The sequence below is a fragment of the Bacillus sp. YKCMOAS1 genome (genome assembly GCF_030268125.1).
Lineage (GTDB): Bacteria > Bacillota > Bacilli > Bacillales > Bacillaceae > Bacillus > Bacillus safensis.
On record NZ_BSEI01000001.1, the window covers coordinates 184,799 to 200,340 of the forward strand.

General features: G+C 42.0%; 17 protein-coding genes. 8 read left to right on the forward strand and 9 right to left on the reverse strand.

Annotation, left to right across the window (positions count from 1 at the left end):
• Positions 1–12: 12 nt before the first annotated feature.
• The 4 genes from QSJ46_RS01030 to QSJ46_RS01045 form a co-directional block, all read right to left on the reverse strand.
• Positions 13–369, reverse strand: a complete 357-nt coding sequence (locus tag QSJ46_RS01030; protein ID WP_024423406.1) for an arsenate reductase family protein — start codon at positions 367–369, stop codon at positions 13–15.
• A 111-nt stretch (positions 370–480) separates the two neighbouring features.
• A complete protein-coding gene (locus QSJ46_RS01035) occupies positions 481–2,262 on the reverse strand; it encodes an acyl-CoA dehydrogenase family protein (protein ID WP_039181287.1) in 1,782 nt (593 codons plus the stop codon).
• A gap of 14 nt (positions 2,263–2,276) precedes the next feature.
• Positions 2,277–3,452: an acetyl-CoA C-acetyltransferase gene (locus tag QSJ46_RS01040; RefSeq protein WP_285604156.1), complete on the reverse strand. Its 1,176-nt coding sequence runs from the start codon at positions 3,450–3,452 to the stop codon at positions 2,277–2,279.
• 12 nt (positions 3,453–3,464) lie between these two features.
• A complete protein-coding gene (locus QSJ46_RS01045) occupies positions 3,465–5,852 on the reverse strand; it encodes a 3-hydroxyacyl-CoA dehydrogenase/enoyl-CoA hydratase family protein (protein WP_285604157.1) in 2,388 nt (795 codons plus the stop codon).
• A 199-nt stretch (positions 5,853–6,051) separates the two neighbouring features.
• On the opposite strand from QSJ46_RS01045, the gene QSJ46_RS01050 reads away from it, so the two are divergent.
• From QSJ46_RS01050 to QSJ46_RS01060, 3 genes are read left to right on the forward strand one after another with little or no spacing between them, the layout of a single operon-like run.
• Positions 6,052–6,189: a YuzL family protein gene (locus QSJ46_RS01050; protein WP_003212904.1), complete on the forward strand. Its 138-nt coding sequence runs from the start codon at positions 6,052–6,054 to the stop codon at positions 6,187–6,189.
• Between the two features lie 26 nt (positions 6,190–6,215).
• Positions 6,216–6,467, forward strand: coding sequence for a hypothetical protein (locus QSJ46_RS01055; protein ID WP_047202428.1), 252 nt, complete (start codon positions 6,216–6,218; stop codon positions 6,465–6,467).
• A gap of 11 nt (positions 6,468–6,478) precedes the next feature.
• Complete coding sequence (locus QSJ46_RS01060; RefSeq protein ID WP_041088340.1) at positions 6,479–6,826, forward strand: spore coat protein; 348 nt, start codon at positions 6,479–6,481, stop codon at positions 6,824–6,826.
• A 33-nt stretch (positions 6,827–6,859) separates the two neighbouring features.
• Here QSJ46_RS01060 and QSJ46_RS01065 read toward each other — a convergent pair whose 3' ends face one another.
• The 3 genes from QSJ46_RS01065 to QSJ46_RS01075 form a co-directional block, all read right to left on the reverse strand.
• Complete coding sequence (locus tag QSJ46_RS01065; RefSeq protein ID WP_047202427.1) at positions 6,860–7,111, reverse strand: DUF2573 family protein; 252 nt, start codon at positions 7,109–7,111, stop codon at positions 6,860–6,862.
• 71 nt (positions 7,112–7,182) lie between these two features.
• A complete protein-coding gene (locus tag QSJ46_RS01070; RefSeq protein ID WP_008347057.1) occupies positions 7,183–8,013 on the reverse strand; it encodes an ABC transporter ATP-binding protein in 831 nt (276 codons plus the stop codon).
• A gap of 146 nt (positions 8,014–8,159) precedes the next feature.
• Positions 8,160–8,606, reverse strand: a complete 447-nt coding sequence (locus QSJ46_RS01075) for a YusW family protein (protein WP_352230638.1) — start codon at positions 8,604–8,606, stop codon at positions 8,160–8,162.
• 113 nt (positions 8,607–8,719) lie between these two features.
• Between QSJ46_RS01075 and QSJ46_RS01080 the strand changes: the two genes are divergently transcribed.
• Entirely contained in the window at positions 8,720–9,562 is an 843-nt protein-coding gene (locus QSJ46_RS01080; RefSeq protein WP_285604375.1) for an oxidoreductase, read from the forward strand.
• Between the two features lie 47 nt (positions 9,563–9,609).
• On the opposite strand, the gene QSJ46_RS01085 is transcribed toward QSJ46_RS01080, so the two are convergent.
• Positions 9,610–11,016 carry a S1C family serine protease gene (locus tag QSJ46_RS01085; protein ID WP_047202424.1) on the reverse strand — a complete coding sequence of 469 codons (1,407 nt, stop codon included), beginning with the start codon at positions 11,014–11,016 and terminating at the stop codon, positions 9,610–9,612.
• A gap of 327 nt (positions 11,017–11,343) precedes the next feature.
• Between QSJ46_RS01085 and QSJ46_RS01090 the strand changes: the two genes are divergently transcribed.
• Together QSJ46_RS01090 and QSJ46_RS01095 are read left to right on the forward strand one after the other, a co-directional pair.
• Positions 11,344–12,021, forward strand: coding sequence for a response regulator transcription factor (locus tag QSJ46_RS01090; RefSeq protein WP_047202423.1), 678 nt, complete (start codon positions 11,344–11,346; stop codon positions 12,019–12,021).
• Positions 12,018–13,349, forward strand: a complete 1,332-nt coding sequence (locus QSJ46_RS01095; RefSeq protein ID WP_039181308.1) for a HAMP domain-containing sensor histidine kinase — start codon at positions 12,018–12,020, stop codon at positions 13,347–13,349. Before QSJ46_RS01090 ends, QSJ46_RS01095 begins: the two co-directional genes overlap by 4 nt.
• 20 nt (positions 13,350–13,369) lie before the next feature.
• On the opposite strand, the gene spxO is transcribed toward QSJ46_RS01095, so the two are convergent.
• The gene (gene spxO / locus QSJ46_RS01100) at positions 13,370–13,534 is read right to left on the reverse strand and encodes an anti-adapter protein SpxO (RefSeq protein ID WP_003212782.1); all 165 of its coding nucleotides are present in this window, start codon (positions 13,532–13,534) and stop codon (positions 13,370–13,372) included.
• A 192-nt stretch (positions 13,535–13,726) separates the two neighbouring features.
• Between spxO and QSJ46_RS01105 the strand changes: the two genes are divergently transcribed.
• Together QSJ46_RS01105 and QSJ46_RS01110 are read left to right on the forward strand one after the other, a co-directional pair.
• Positions 13,727–14,605 (forward strand): TetR/AcrR family transcriptional regulator, encoded by an 879-nt coding sequence (locus tag QSJ46_RS01105; protein WP_268464295.1) that lies wholly within the window; start codon positions 13,727–13,729, stop codon positions 14,603–14,605.
• A gap of 151 nt (positions 14,606–14,756) precedes the next feature.
• Positions 14,757–15,497, forward strand: a complete 741-nt coding sequence (locus QSJ46_RS01110) for a hypothetical protein (protein ID WP_285604159.1) — start codon at positions 14,757–14,759, stop codon at positions 15,495–15,497.
• Positions 15,498–15,542 lie beyond the last annotated feature (45 nt).

The window sequence follows — 15,542 nt, forward strand, 5'->3', positions numbered from 1 at the left end:
ATGAAAGTTACATCATTTCCAGACGCTTTTAAATGTATCTTCGTTAAATCCAACTGTTACTCGTTTACCGTCTGTTGTAATCGGGCGCTTGATCAGCATTCCGTTAGACGCGAGTAATTCTAGCTGCTCGTCCTCTGACATTGCAGGAAGTTGATCTTTCAGCTGCAGCTCCCGGTATTTTTGTCCGCTTGTATTAAAGAATTTCTTCAGCTCTAAACCGCTTTTTTCGTAAAGGGCTTTTAATGTTTCTTTATCAGGCGTCTCTTCGACGATATGTATGCTGTTGATGTCTTTATTGTGTGCTTCAAGCCATTTTTTTGCTTTTCGGCATGTACCGCAAGATGGGTATTCGTAAAAATCTAAAGCCACCATTTTCACCTCCTGCAAATTGTGACAACATTTTATCACAAAATATTTTAAAAACCTAAATGTATGCTTACAAAAAGGTGCGGAGTGATATCCGCACCTTTTAAGCCATCCTTATACGATATATTTCTCTGCTTCAAAGATTCGTTTTGCCACTTCACGCTTTTTGGCGATGACATTGATTGGAGTAAATCTTGTCAGCTTGCGAAGGGCTGACAGGCTCATGCGGAGTGAATCTCCTTCCTCCATCGCAATCAAGGATTCTTTTGCATGGGCTTCAATCTTTAAGAAAGCCTCCTGCGTGAAAATTTGTGTGTAAGCCAGCTTTTGAGCGTTCTTTTCTGCGCCTGATGCAGCGATTGCCTTTTCCGTACGCAAAATTGCTGATTCAGCAGCAAAAATTTCATTGACGATATCGGCTATGTTCACAAGAATTTCTTGCTCTTTGTCTAAGGCTTTCCCGTATTTCATGGCTGCCATACCAGCTACCATTAAGGCGACCTTTTTCGCATGGGCGAGCAAATATTTTTCTTGATCGAGCGGCTGATCGCCTGGCTCTTCCGGCATCATCATCATCAGCTCTTCCTGTAAGGTCTGCGCTTTTTGAAGCAGCGGAAGCTCTCCTTTCATCGCTTTCTTCAAGAATGTACCTGGTACAAGCAAACGGTTGATTTCGTTTGTCCCTTCAAAGATCCGGTTAATTCGTGAATCGCGATAGGCTCTTTCGACCTCGTATTCTTGCATGAATCCATATCCGCCGTGAATCTGCACGCCTTCATCCACAATATAATCTAACGTTTCAGAGCCAAGGACTTTACAGAGAGAGCATTCAATCGCATATTCCGCAATGGATTGAGCAATTTGTTTGCCGTCTTTTTGCTCTTCGTCACTTAATAGACCCATCCGCTGTTCAAATAATCCAACCGTGCGGTAAACAGCACTTTCCATCGCATAGAGCTTTGCTGACATATTGGCTGCTTTTTCACCAATTAAGCTGAATTGAGAAATTGGTGTTTTGAACTGCTTACGCTGGTTCGCATATTCGGCCGACAATTGAATGACGCGCTTTGATGCACCGATTGTGCCGACTGCAAGCTTATAGCGTCCGATATTTAAAATGTTAAAGGCAATCACATGTCCTCTGCCGGCTTCACCAAGCAAATTCTCCTTCGGTACTTGGGCATCTTCAAGAATTAATGTTCTTGTCGATGACCCTTTAATGCCCATCTTTTTCTCTTCAGGTCCCGTTTTGACACCTGGAAAATCCTTTTCGACAATAAAAGCAGAGAAGTGTTCACCATCAATCTTCGCATACACAACAAAGACATCGGCAAATGCGGAGTTTGTGATCCACTGCTTTTCTCCATTGAGGACATAATGGGTACCTGCTTCATTCAGAACCGCAGTTGTTTTTGCTCCAAGAGCGTCAGAGCCTGATCCTGGCTCAGTGAGTGCGTACGCCGCAATGGTTTCACCAGAGGCGAGTCCTGGCAGGTACGTTTCCTTTTGCGCTTGATTTCCGAAGAGCACGATCGGCAGAGAACCAATACCGACATGAGCGCCATAGGAAAGTGAGAAGCTGCCTGCTCTAGCGAATTTTTCAGTAATGATAGCTGAACTGATTTTATCCAATCCAAGCCCGCCGAATTCTTCAGGTACATCGGCTCCTAAAAGTCCAAGCTCACCAGCCTTTTTGAGAAGCCTGACCGAATGCTCGAACTCATGATTTTCAATTTGATCTATATGCGGAACCACATCTTGTAAAATATAATCCTCTGTGGTCTTTCCAATCATTTGATGTTCATCAGAGAAATCCTCCGGTGTAAAGATATGCTCATAATTCGTCTCATCAATTAAAAAGCTTCCACCCTTTTTTACATCTTCCAATGCTTTCATCCTGATTTCCCCCTTTAGATCAATTCAAAAATTCCTGCTGCTCCCATGCCCCCGCCGATACACATTGTGACAATACCAAATTGCTCGTTTCGCCGTTTCATTTCATGAATAAGTGACAGCGTTAGTTTTGTTCCTGTACAGCCGAGCGGATGTCCGAGCGCAATTGCCCCGCCGTTGACATTCACTTTTTCTTCATCAATTCCTAAATGGCGAATGACTTGAATTGCCTGAGAGGCAAACGCTTCGTTTAATTCAAACAGTCCAATATCCTTCAGCTCAAGTCCAGCAATCTTCAGCGCACGCGGTATGGCTTCAACCGGACCGATCCCCATCACCTCAGGCGGTACACCGCCAACAGCAAATGCTCTGAATTTAGCGAGCGGCTGAAGAGAAAGTGATGATGCTTTCTCGCGGTCCATCATCATCACACACGCAGCCCCGTCACTTGTTTGAGACGAGTTCCCTGCGGTCACCGTGCCTTTTGTCGAAAAGGCTGGACGCAAAGTGGAAAGAATCTCTTCCGTTGTGCCTGCTCTCACACCTTCATCCTGTGAGAACGTGAATTGATGCTCTTCTAATTGATATTGCTCTCCTACCCGTCGCTCTGTTACATCAACGGGCACAATTTCATCAGAAAACTTCCCTTCTTGAAGTGCCTTTGCTGCCTTTTGATGACTCCTCACCGCAAAGGCGTCCTGATCTTGACGTGTGACCTGATACTTTTGCGCCACTTGCTCTGCCGTGTGCCCCATGCTCATGTAGTATTCAGGTGCTTGCCCTGCCAAGAGAGCATTCGGACGAATGGAATGCCCCATCATCGGCACCTGCGACATCGATTCGACTCCTCCGGCTAAAATCGTGTCTGCCTGACCGAGCATAATTCGTTCACCCGCATAAGCGATAGACTGAAGACCTGACGAGCAGTAACGGTTTATGGTGATGGCAGGTACCGTATAAGGCAGTCCCGCTAGTGCTCCAATATTTCGGGCTACATTTAACCCCTGCTCTGCTTCTGGCGTTGCACAGCCGATGATCAAATCATCTATTTGACCGTCGTATTCACCGGCACGCTTTAACGTTTCTTTTACACATAATGCGCCCATATCATCAGGCCGGACATGTTTTAACGATCCCTTTTTCGCCTTCCCTACTGGTGTTCTTGCGCCAGCGACAATGACTGCTTCTCTCATTTTGACTCCCCCTTAGTTACGTAAAGGTTTTCCTTTGACGAGCATGTGCTGCATACGTGCCTGTGATTTCACTTCTCCTACAAGACTTAAAAAGGCTTCTCTTTCAAGCTCTAATAAGTATTGCTCTTCTACCTCTGTTCCAAATGGCAGTTTCCCGCCGGAAATGACATGAGCTAATTTTTTTACGATGGTCATGTCATGCTCTGAAATGTATCCTGACAGTCTCATATTTTCAGCAGCCAAAATCATCGCTGCATAGCCTGTTTCTCCCATGACCGGCACCTTTTGCTTGAGCGGCGCACGATAACCGGCTTCATCAAGAGAGAGCACCAGTTGTTTTGCATCATAGATCAGGTGATCCCCGTTCATACTAATCCGGTCGCTCACGCGGAGCATGTTCATATCCTGCGCTTCCTCAGCTGAAGTTGACACTTTTGCCATTGCAATTGTTTCAAATGTTTTCAGCGTGGCATCCTGTATAGCCGTCTGCGACGGCTTCGCTGACCCTTGCAGGTGACGAAGATATAATTCTTTATTTCCACCGCCTCCTGGAATCAGTCCTACTCCCGCTTCCACGAGTCCCATGTAAGTTTCGCTGGACGCCTGTATAGCCGCTGCCGGAAGACAAACCTCCGTTCCGCCTCCTAATGTCATACCAAACGGTGCTGCAACGACTGGACGCTCGCTATATTTCACCTTCATCATCGCCTGCTGGAAGCGCCTGATCACAAAGTCAATTTCAAAGAAATTATCGTCCTGTGCTTCCATTAAAATCAGGGCAAGGTTGGCACCAACACAGAAGTTCTTCCCTTGGTTTCCGATGACAAGTCCTTTATAATTCTTTTCCGTTTCATCTACAGCGCGATTGATCATATCAATGACATCAAGCCCAATCGCATTGCTTTTTGAATGGAATTCAAGCAAGGCGACATCATCACCAATATCAATCAAGCTCGCACCCGTATTTTTGAAGATGACACCATGTTTCTTTTTCAATCTAGCTAAAAAAATATGTTTGGCGTTCCCTTTTTCCTGTTCATAAGCGCCATTCTGATAAAACGCTCGCTCTCCTTCCGCATTCTCTTGATAGAATGTATCGTGTCCTTTTGAGAGCATGTCTTGCACCCACGCCGGGATGCTGTGACCTTCTGCTTCCATGCGCTCTACCGCTTTTTTCACACCGATCGCATCCCACAGCTCGAATGGGCCGTGCTGCCAGCCAAATCCCCATTTCATCGCAAGATCGATAGACTGAATATCATCCGCAATTTCACCTTTTAAATGGGCTGAATAAAGAAGAACAGGCGCTGTCATATTCCAGAGCAATTGCCCTGCACGGCCATCCTGATAAATAAGCGCTTTCAATTTCGCTTTTGTTCCCTTTTGCTGCTTTGCCAGCTCAATGCCCGGATCTTTTAGCTTCGTGCGCTCTCCATATGTGAGCGTCACAGGATCAAGCTCTAAAATGGCCTTCCCATTTTTTTGATAAAATCCTTGTCCCGCCTTGCTGCCAATCCATCCTTTTTCGAGCATTCTTTCAATAAACTCAGGCAGCTGGAAAATCTCTTTTTCCTTCCCTTCTACTTGTTCATATACGTTTCGGGCCACATGAAAAAACGTATCGAGCCCGACGACATCAAGCGTACGGAAGGTTGCACTTTTCGGTCGCCCAATGAGAGGGCCTGTGACAGAATCCACTTCTCCGATGGTGTATTTGTTCTCAAGCATTTCACGTACTGTGACAAGAAGCCCATAAGTGCCAATGCGGTTTGCAATAAAGTTCGGTGTGTCTTTTGCTTCAACCACACCTTTGCCGAGTACATCCTCGCCAAATGTTTTCATAAATGAAAGTACTTCTGGATCTGTTTCTTGAATAGGAATGATTTCTAAGAGCTTTAAATAACGAGCTGGGTTAAAAAAATGTGTGCCTAAAAAATGGCGTTTAAAATCATCTGATCGGCCTTCAGCCATCTTTTCAACCGAAATACCAGATGTATTGCTTGAAACGATGCTTCCTTCTTTGCGGTGTTCGTCGATGAGAGAAAATACGTGTTGTTTGATGCTGAGTTTTTCAGTGACGACTTCAATGATCCAGTCAGCATCGTGTAATAAGGAAAGGTGGTCTGTGAGATTTCCCGGTGTGATGTATGATAGGTTTTTTGCTGAAGTAAGAGGTGCTGGCTTTTGCTTTAACAATTTTTTCATCGCTTCTTGACTTAGTCGATTCCGAACACTAGGGTGATCAAGCGTTCGCTTTTTCGCCGTTTCTTCTTTTGTCAGTTCATTTGGCACAATATCTAGCAGTGTTACTGGTATCCCGATATTGGCTAGATGCGCAGCTATGCCTGAGCCCATGACACCTGAACCAATGACAGCCGCCTTGCGAATATGTTTGCCCATAAATATCCCCCTAAACATTTTGAATGAACAGTCATTCATTTTTTGTCCAAAAAAAAGCAATGCCTCTTTCTTTATCTTAAAAGATTTTCCGAAACAGTTCAATAGCGGATTTCAAAAATTTACACATTCTCATGTGCCTTATTTTGCGGCGTATGAATTAAAGATCAGAGGGAATTGTAAGAATGGAGGTGATGTCCACATGTCTCGTTTGAAGAAAAACCCATCGAAAGCAGGCGTAAGTGCTGCAAGTGTAAAAGGAAACGCAGGTCCATCACAGGAAGCAGACCTAGGCGGGAAAAAAACTAGTCAAAATCAGCAATATAAAAAGAATCAGTAAGGAAACAAAATCGTAAGGAGGGACACATGTTGAACAATCAGCCAATGAATATGCCCCCAGAAGTCATTTCAGTGAAGGATTCCTTGTACTTAGAGGATATGCTCAACTGGAACTTGATCGCCATGAAAAAGGCTCATTTTATGGCCGAGCATTGCCAGGACCAAACATTGAAACAAGAATTAAATCAAGTTGGCCAAATGCATCATCAGCATTACACACAAATTCTTCAGCATTTAGGCAGCTCAGGGCAAGGCCAGTCTACTGGCTTTATGCAATAGGAGGAAAAAACATGGAACAGCAAAACCAACAAAAAATCGGGAATCCACAAACTCCGGTTCCCACTACTACAAACATGAATGATCGTGATTTCGTTACAGATCTCTTGTCGACTGAAAAATATATGACAAACGGATACAACACAGCGCTCAATGAATTCAGTCATGAATCTCTTTACCAGGATATTCAGCGAATTGCGCTCGAAACACAGAAAACACAAAGACATTTATATGATGTCATGTTCCGATATGGCTGGTATTCTGTTGAAGCCGCAGATCAGCAAAAGCTCCAGCAGGCACACCAGAAATTCCAGCAAACACTGACAGATCAATCTCCGTACGGATCATCACAAATGTCATAAGAAAAAAACTGCCAGTCTGATGCTGGCAGTTTTTTAACGGTCTTTATTGGCGCGATGAGCTTCGTTCAACTGTTTGATTCGTTGAATTGTTTCTTTGATTTCTTCTTTTGCTTCTGGATACGTTTCATTGAAATGCTTTGCTAGCGGCGGCATGCTCTTGGCAATATGAGAGTAGATCACCCATTGTTTCACATCTTGTTTCAGCTCGTCTGTTGATTCACCGAGCAGCAGCTCTGTATATTTATCAAGCAGGCCTTCCAGCTTTTCTTCTAATTCTTTTCCCATTGACATTCCGCTCCTTTTTCAGAAAAAAGCCTGACTCTGTGAGACACAGATGTCAGGCTTTTGACATACGATTATCTTGCAGCAAGAAATGTTTCAGCTTGCGCTTGCTGCACAATACAGCGTCCTCTACCGTGCGGAATACATAATGGTGTTCCAAATAGAGGATCTGTTGTCACTTGGCAATTCATATCAAAGACATTTTTCACGAGATCACAATTAATCACTGTTTCTGGTCTGCCTTCTGCATAGATTGACTTGTCTTTAATCGCGACAAGATGATGAGCATACCTGCATGCGAGATTGAGATCATGAAGAACCATCACAATCGTGCGCTGCTCTTTCTCATTTAAATCAAACAGAAGGTCCAAAATTTCGATTTGATGCGTCATGTCTAAATATGTCGTCGGCTCATCTAACAAAATGATATCGGTCTCTTGGGCCAGCGTCATCGCAATCCATGCACGCTGCCTTTGTCCACCTGATAATGAATCAACGGTCCGATCAGCAAGGTCTTCCATCTTTGTTGACTTCAATGCGCGATTCACTGCTTCTTCATCTTGCTTCGACCACTGCTTCAGCCAATTTTGATAAGGATATCTTCCTTGCTTCACTAACTGATGCACAGTTAATCCTTCTGGCGCTTCTGGTCCTTGTGGAAGAATAGCGAGCTGTTTCGCTACTTCTTTTGTTGGTAATTTTGCAATGGAATGACCTTCAAGCAGGACAGAACCACCCATTGGCTTCATAAGACGCGCCAAAGAGCGAAGTAGCGTGGATTTACCGCATCCATTACTGCCAATAAATACTGTGATTTCACCCTTAGGGATTGATACATTTAGTTCATCGATGATCATTGTTTCTCCGTAGCCTAAGCTTAAACCTTCAGTAGAAATGGCACTCATTCCGCTCAAACGCTCCTTTTCTCATCCAAATTTTTATATGAAATATCGTCTATGTACAGACGTAAAAGATCACTTATCTCAATTTAGTGTATCAGATTTAAGTGATCTTGAAAATCATTTTCAATTAAAAAATGAGAAAGTCTCGTTTATTTCTTCCTTTGGAATGTACGTTTGGTCCCATCCTCGAGCTTCAGATCGATCTGAATCCGCTGATAATCATCATCTAAATTAAAAGCAGCTAATAGTTCATTTACATACGCTTCATTGATCTTTGCACTAGGAATCGACATATCATTCAGCTTCATCTTCATCTCGCGCAAGGCTTCTTCCCCTTCATAGCGGACCCCATTCATATGATCACGAATGATTGCTTCCTCTTTGCCTCTTGCCTGACGGTAGGTCGCTTCGTATAATTCGTTTTTCTGTCCATATTGTACATGGAGATGCATATGCTGAAATGGCAGTTTCTTCATTTGAACAACTGACAGACTTTCTGCCTCTGCTTCATGTGTTTGTTGTAACGGTTCAATTGATTGACAGCCGGACAGCATAAAGAGTAGCACTCCTATTTGTCCCGCCTTCTTCCAACACATCATGTGCTTCCTCCTATTTCACAGCATCGCTTTTTATTCTTCTCCAGGCTCCTTTTTGTTATTCAATAAAACATCTCACTATGATAAATTTAAACAAAAAGGAGAACCGGATGATGAAAAAAACAGCCATTGTAACTGGTGCCAATAGCGGCTTTGGCAAGCTCATCACGATACGTCTCGCCAAGCAGGGCTATACAGTGATTGCCGGCGTCAGACAGGAAGCCAATGCAAAAAAGCTTGCTGAAGAAATCGAGCAAGCCTCTTTATCCGGCATGATACATATTGAAGCATTAGATGTGACTGATACGCAGTCGATCCAAGCATTTCAGAAGAAACTTCATGCCTATGCACCCATTACCCTGCTTGTGAACAATGCGGGAACAGCCTTTGCTGGTTTTGCGGAGGAGGTTCCTGTTGACACGTACCGCCAGCAATTTGAAGTGAATGTCTTCGGTGTGATGGAAATGACCCAAGCGGTGCTGCCGTTTATGACGAGCGGCGCAAAGATTTTCAATATGAGCAGTATCAGCGGATTAATGGGAATGCCTGCACTTTCTCCATATGTATCCTCTAAGTTTGCGTTGGAAGGCTATACAGAAAGCCTACGGATTGAACTAGCTTCGTTCGGTATCCAGGCGGCTTTAATTGAGCCAGGCTCTTTCCAAACAAATATTTGGAACACCTCCATGAACGAGCAAATGATTCAGCCAGCAGAAGGATCGAAATACACAAAACTCTATCAAAAGATGATGGCCCATATTGATACCCAGAAATCAAACTATGGAGATCCTTGTGAAGTGGCGGAGCTTGTTGTTCGGTTAGCAGAGAAGAAGCGGCTGAAACGGCTGAGATATCTTGTTGGAAAAGGCGTACGACTTTCATTCACAGCAAAACAGCTTCTGCCGTGGAACATGTGGGAACACCTCATACTGCGTACACTCTCTTCAAAAAAATAAGCACAAAAAAACAGGTGGATATGTTAACCTCCACCTGTTTTTTTCATTTATTCGCTATCTGACTGTCCAAGGGTAATATCTAGATTTTTGTTCTTTCCTTCACGGATGACAGTCATTGTGGTTTTATCGCCGACTTTTGTTTCTTTGTAAAGAATTTCTTTCAACTGAGAGCTGTTCACTACATCTTTCCCTTTGAACTTGATGATGACATCCCCAGATTTCAAGCCTGCTTTTTGAGCAGGTGAACCTTTTGAAACATCCTTTACGTAAATGCCTTTGCCAATTTGTTTATCAAATAAGCCGAGCGTATTTTCCTGATACGTCTCAGGCACTTGCTCAAGGTCAATCATTTGTACGCCAAGGTATGGACGTTCAACTTTTCCATTTTTCAACAGCTCATCTACAATCGGTTTGACATCGTTACTTGGGATCGCAAATCCGAGTGATTCCACACCGCTTTCGCTGATTTTCAAGCTGTTAATACCAATGACTTGACCATCTGTATTGATCAGTGGCCCTCCGCTGTTTCCTGGGTTAATGGCTGCATCTGTTTGCAGTACATTCATCTCCACTGTACCAGATGACGTATTTGCTTCAACAGTACGATCAAGACCACTAATGATTCCTTCTGTCACAGTACCTGAAAACTGTGCACCTAGAGGATTCCCAATGGCAATGACTTTATCTCCAGCACGAAGCTTAGAAGAATCACCAAAGCTCGCCACTTTATCAATGCCGTCTGCATTGATTTCAACAACGGCTAAATCTGTCATGACATCACTGCCGACAAGCTTTGCGTCTTTTGTTTTTCCATCGTATAGTGTGACCTTTAATTTATTGGCCCCTTCGACAACGTGGTTATTTGTAATAATGTACGCTTTTTTGCCATCTTTTTTGAAAATGACACCAGAGCCTGTTCCAGCTTCAGCTTCTGTTTGATCACCGCTCAAGCCAAACGAATTTTGTGTAGATTGATAGTTTGAGACCCCTACAATAGTGGGCTCTAAATCTTCTACCATATCAGCAACATTTGTGGCATTGGTGATTTGTTTTGTCGAGAAATTATCTGAGGCTGCCGGCTCACTTGATGCGGTTTGCGTTTGCGTGTTGGCAGCTGTATCCTGTGACTGCGGCAAAAGCGGTGTAATGCCAAGTACAAGACCCCCGCCAATAATTCCTCCAAGAATCGGACTGAGCCATGCCGCCTTCCGCTTTTTCTCCTTTTTTGACGCACGGTCATCCACCATTTGAGGAGAATGATTCGTCACACTCTCCTGCGCGGCAGATGCTTCGTTTTCATGCTGGTGTAAAACGAGTTCCTTCTCTTTTTCTGGTGCGTCTATTTGTTTCTCATTCTCTTGATGGGTATCTTCTTGATGATTCATTTCATTGTCTTGATTCGTGTTTTCTGGATGATTCATCTTATTCTCTTCATCTTCTCTTCGGAAATCCATCGCTTGCACTCCTTTACATCATGTTTCATTTCATATGTCTAGATAGGACTCAGGTCCTCTTAATGGAAAGATCATTGAAAAATACTTTATGGCAATATGTCAAATTATATAATACTTATTCATAGAAAAAAAGCAAGGTGCGCACATTGATGAAAAGCACCTATTCATCCGCCTTTTGTCTATGCCCTTTTTTCCCTTGACCTTATCATAATCAAACATTATGGGATAATGATGAGAAGAATATGTGAAATTGTGAAAAAAGCGTGTGATTGTTGACATGCCGCCTTTGTATCCCGTTATAATGACGTTGAGAGGATGTGGAAGACTTTGTCGTACACCATTTATTTAGTTGAAGATGAACAAAACTTAAATGAACTGTTAACCAAATATTTAGAGAGTGAGGATTGGAATGTCTCCTCTTTTTTAACCGGAGAAGCGGCACGCGAGGCAATGAACAAGCCGCCGCATCTATGGATTTTAGATATCATGCTGCCTGATACAGACGGCTACACCCTCATTAAAGAAATCAAAGCCGCATCACCTGACGTACCGGTCATTTTCATTTCAGCACGTGATGCCGATATCGACCGTGTCCTCGGCTTAGAGCTGGGAAGCAGTGATTATATTGCGAAGCCGTTTCTTCCGCGTGAGCTGATCATTCGGGTACAAAAGCTGCTGGAGCTTGTGTATAAAAACAATGATACTCCGCAGCAGCAAAGCGTCACAACCGTTTCTTCTTATGTCATTCATGAGGATGTAAGAGAGGTGTATGAAGAGGGTCAGCTCATTAACTTAACTTCTAAGGAATTTGACTTGCTGCTTTTATTTACACATCACCAAGGACATGCTTTTTCTCGTGAAGATATCCTCGTCAAAATTTGGGGACACGATTACTTCGGGACAGATCGTGTAGTCGATGACCTTGTTAGACGGCTGCGCAAAAAAATGCCCGACTTAAAGGTCGAGACCATCTATGGATTCGGTTATAGGATGCTGAAAGGATGAAGAACAAACCGCTCGCTTTTCAAATTTGGGTTGTGATCTCTGGCATTTTGCTCACCATTTCCATTGTCCTGATCATTCTATTTTCTAATACATTACGTGACTTCTTCACAAATGAAATTTATAAAAATATTGAAAATGAACAGCAAGTGCTGACAGAATATCCATTAAACCGAGACGGCTCGCCAAAGTCGACACCGGAAAACCGCTCCGTGCAGCACATTTTAATTCCGTCAAATGAATTAGATCAAATGGCGCAGTTTTTTCCGCATGCCTTTATTGAGAAAATCCAATCGTTTGTGAAAAAACAAAAAAGCGCAACGAAACGTTATTCTGAAGAGGTGAACGGCCAGCATATCTTTTTTGTCATCAAAAAGGTATCATCAGGCAATACACCATATATTCTTCTATCCTATGCACCAGATTCTTATCGAGACGACCTGTCCTTTACGCTGTTTAAACAGCTGATCTTTATCTTAGGCACCGTTATTTTACTAAGCTGGATTCCATCGATTTGGCTTGCCCGCTATTTATCCCGACCAATCGTTGCGTTTGAAAAACACGTCAAACGGATTGCACAAGAGGACTGGGACGATCCTGTCATCGTTGACCGGCAAGATGAAATTGGCAAGCTTGGTCATACCATTGAAGAAATGAGACAAAAACTCATTCAAAAGGATGAAACAGAACGGACACTTTTGCAGAATATTTCACATGACTTAAAAACACCTGTCATGGTCATCCGCGGCTACACGCAGTCCATTAAAGATGGTATTTTTCCTAAGGGAGATCTTGAACAAACGGTGGAAGTCATTGAAGGTGAAGCGGAAAAGCTTGAGAAGAAAATCAAGGATCTGCTGTACTTAACTAAGCTTGATTATTTATCAAAACAACATCCCGCACATTCTTCCTTCCTAATCAGTAATACGATGCTGGAAGTGGTCGACCGAATACGCTGGTCGAAAAATGAATTGCAGTGGAACGTGGACTTAGATGATGAGGCTGCTCTTGAAGGCGATCCAGAACAATGGAGCAAATTATTTGAGAATGTACTAGAAAATCAACTTCGCTACGCAAAAAGTAAGATTGATATTCAGATGAAACAGGAAGAGGATCAAATCCGCATTGTTATTCGAAATGACGGTCCTCCAATTGAAGAACATATGCTGTCCAACCTATACGAACCTTTTAGTAAGGGAAAAAAGGGCGAATTCGGTATTGGATTAAGCATTGTCAAAAGAATCCTTTCAATGCATCAAGCGTCCATATCTATTGAAAATGATGATCTAGGTGTACGTTATACAATCATAGTTCCAAAGAAGAGACTGTAGGTTTTTGACCGCAGTCTTTTTTAGATGAATGAATACCCATTGAAATCACGGTATGTGGCTTTGATCTTTTTGCCAGCTTGATACATCCATTTCTTTTCAATGGTTGTCTCTTTCGGCATTTTGACTTTTTCTACTTGAATCCCTTTTGTTCGCAAGCGTCTAATCATATCATCGATTTCTCTCATGGAACATCATCCTTTCACATATTTTGACCAGTTGGTCACCTTACTTTATAATATAAAGAATTACACTGTAAAAAACAAGTTACAATCTGATTAATTTTTGAAAACTTTCGTCGTTTATGACCGATAAGTCATATCTCTTTGCGCACGTTTCCTAAGACATTTGTCTCTCGGTAAGAAAGGATGACATTCATATTGAAAAAGAAAGAAAAAATGATCATTGAGGCTGGCATGAAATTATTTGCCAGCAAAGGCTACAACACAACGTCTGTTCAGGAAATTGCGGATGAATGCCACATGTCAAAGGGTGCTTTTTATCTTTATTTTAAATCAAAGGAAGCATTGCTCATTTCGATCCTTCATTACTATTACGATAAGGTATTTACCCGGATTCATGAGGTTCAAACAGAGGGCGGCACACCAAAAGAAGCCTACCGCAAACAGCTCACTGTCTATTACGATAATATTTTGCAGCAAAAGGATTTTATTAAAATGCAGCTGAGCGACAGGGCGCTTCCACTGAATGAAGAAACGCAGCAGCTTGCAAAACAAATTAGGCTTGCGACCATCCAGCTTCACATTGATAACATTAAACAAGTATATGGAGATGCTGCTATTCCTTATATGGCTGATTTATGTTTGACGATTGAGGGCATGAGCCATGTTTATTTCGAGCTGGCGATTTTATATGATTTTCAGCTGGAAGCAGAAGAACTTGCCACAACCATGATTCATCGTATCGATGATTTGATGGGCGGTATGATGAAGCGAAATGACCTTCCTCTCATTTCTGTAGATCAAGCGAGCGATTGGTTTGGCCCGATTTATGAACGGTCATTCGATCCGCTCACAGAATCTCTTTTAAAGGAGTTAAGAGAGATTGCTGAATCACACTATGAAGTGAAGGACGAACCCGATTTATTTGAAGCGCTTGGCATTCTAGAAAATGAATTAAACAAACAAAAACCAAGACAAGTCATTGTCAAAGGCATGCTGTACCAATTGAAATTACACGTACCGCTGCAAAGCAACTCTGAGTCACTTTTGCGTATTTTGAAAGAGGATCATTTGTAGAACCCAGGGCATATCCTAAAGACATTTAGGCAATAAAGTTGTGGATTAGAATCTATGTTAAACTCTTGTCATTGGAGTAGAAAAATCGCGAGAATGTAGCTCTTCAAGAAGATACAAAATAAAGATATATAAGATTGAGAGGGCTATTATAATGTCCAAAAAAAATAGGAATTGTCTTTTTTGTGGGAACTCAAATTTAACTAGAGAGCATATTTTCGCTCAATGGTTGCTTGATGAGTTGAATATTCGGAAAATAAAAATGGGCATGCAGCACACCACTTTTTATGGTTCTACTATTAGTAGACGACCTTTGACTCCTAATACATTAATTAACGGATTGATCTGTCAAGAATGCAATAATGGATGGTTAAGCCAGATAGAAAATAAAGTAAAACCAATCTTGACTGCGATTTTGAAGTATCCCAATTCTAATCTTAGTACATTTTTAAAAGAACAACACGAATTACTATCCATATGGTCTTTAAAAACCGCTATGATACTAAATCATGCGAGTAATTTTCATAAAATTGTACCAAAAAGACATTTTAAATATATTTATAAACATCGTAAAATTCCTGAAAATATTACCGTTCTGATGGGTTTTGCAGAAAATACAGCTGAATTAGATTGGGTGCAAAGTCAAGTTGTAATGCATATTGGCGATGAAAATATAATTAAAAACCCTAGATTAAAAGATATATATAAAATAACAATTCAAATTGATTACCTTTTATTAAAAATTATTTACAGCCCCTTTTACGATTTTGAGTATTATCATAATGATAATACTCATCTAATGCTATATCCTAATCTGCAAGCATTTCATACATTCGAAATGGCAGAAGATCTACATTCTTTTGATATACAAGGTTCTATTTATTCTAAACGTTAGAGAGTAAAGAGCAACAAAAAAAGAATTAAAATTATAAATCTTGTC

What these genes read in the sequence shown, in the direction of transcription:
- QSJ46_RS01055 (WP_047202428.1), top strand. Translation starts at nt 6,216, where the DNA reads ATGTTGAACAATCAGCCAATGAATATGCCCCCAGAAGTCATTTCAGTG.
- QSJ46_RS01045 (WP_285604157.1), bottom strand. Translation starts at nt 5,852, where the DNA reads ATGGGCAAACATATTCGCAAGGCGGCTGTCATTGGTTCAGGTGTCATG.
- QSJ46_RS01070 (WP_008347057.1), bottom strand. Translation starts at nt 8,013, where the DNA reads ATGAGTGCCATTTCTACTGAAGGTTTAAGCTTAGGCTACGGAGAAACA.
- QSJ46_RS01050 (WP_003212904.1), top strand. Translation starts at nt 6,052, where the DNA reads ATGTCTCGTTTGAAGAAAAACCCATCGAAAGCAGGCGTAAGTGCTGCA.
- QSJ46_RS01080 (WP_285604375.1), top strand. Translation starts at nt 8,720, where the DNA reads ATGAAAAAAACAGCCATTGTAACTGGTGCCAATAGCGGCTTTGGCAAG.
- QSJ46_RS01110 (WP_285604159.1), top strand. Translation starts at nt 14,757, where the DNA reads ATGTCCAAAAAAAATAGGAATTGTCTTTTTTGTGGGAACTCAAATTTA.
- QSJ46_RS01075 (WP_352230638.1), bottom strand. Translation starts at nt 8,606, where the DNA reads ATGTGTTGGAAGAAGGCGGGACAAATAGGAGTGCTACTCTTTATGCTG.
- QSJ46_RS01040 (WP_285604156.1), bottom strand. Translation starts at nt 3,452, where the DNA reads ATGAGAGAAGCAGTCATTGTCGCTGGCGCAAGAACACCAGTAGGGAAG.
- QSJ46_RS01095 (WP_039181308.1), top strand. Translation starts at nt 12,018, where the DNA reads ATGAAGAACAAACCGCTCGCTTTTCAAATTTGGGTTGTGATCTCTGGC.
- QSJ46_RS01085 (WP_047202424.1), bottom strand. Translation starts at nt 11,016, where the DNA reads ATGGATTTCCGAAGAGAAGATGAAGAGAATAAGATGAATCATCCAGAA.
- QSJ46_RS01060 (WP_041088340.1), top strand. Translation starts at nt 6,479, where the DNA reads ATGGAACAGCAAAACCAACAAAAAATCGGGAATCCACAAACTCCGGTT.
- QSJ46_RS01035 (WP_039181287.1), bottom strand. Translation starts at nt 2,262, where the DNA reads ATGAAAGCATTGGAAGATGTAAAAAAGGGTGGAAGCTTTTTAATTGAT.
- QSJ46_RS01065 (WP_047202427.1), bottom strand. Translation starts at nt 7,111, where the DNA reads ATGGGAAAAGAATTAGAAGAAAAGCTGGAAGGCCTGCTTGATAAATAT.
- spxO (WP_003212782.1), bottom strand. Translation starts at nt 13,534, where the DNA reads ATGAGAGAAATCGATGATATGATTAGACGCTTGCGAACAAAAGGGATT.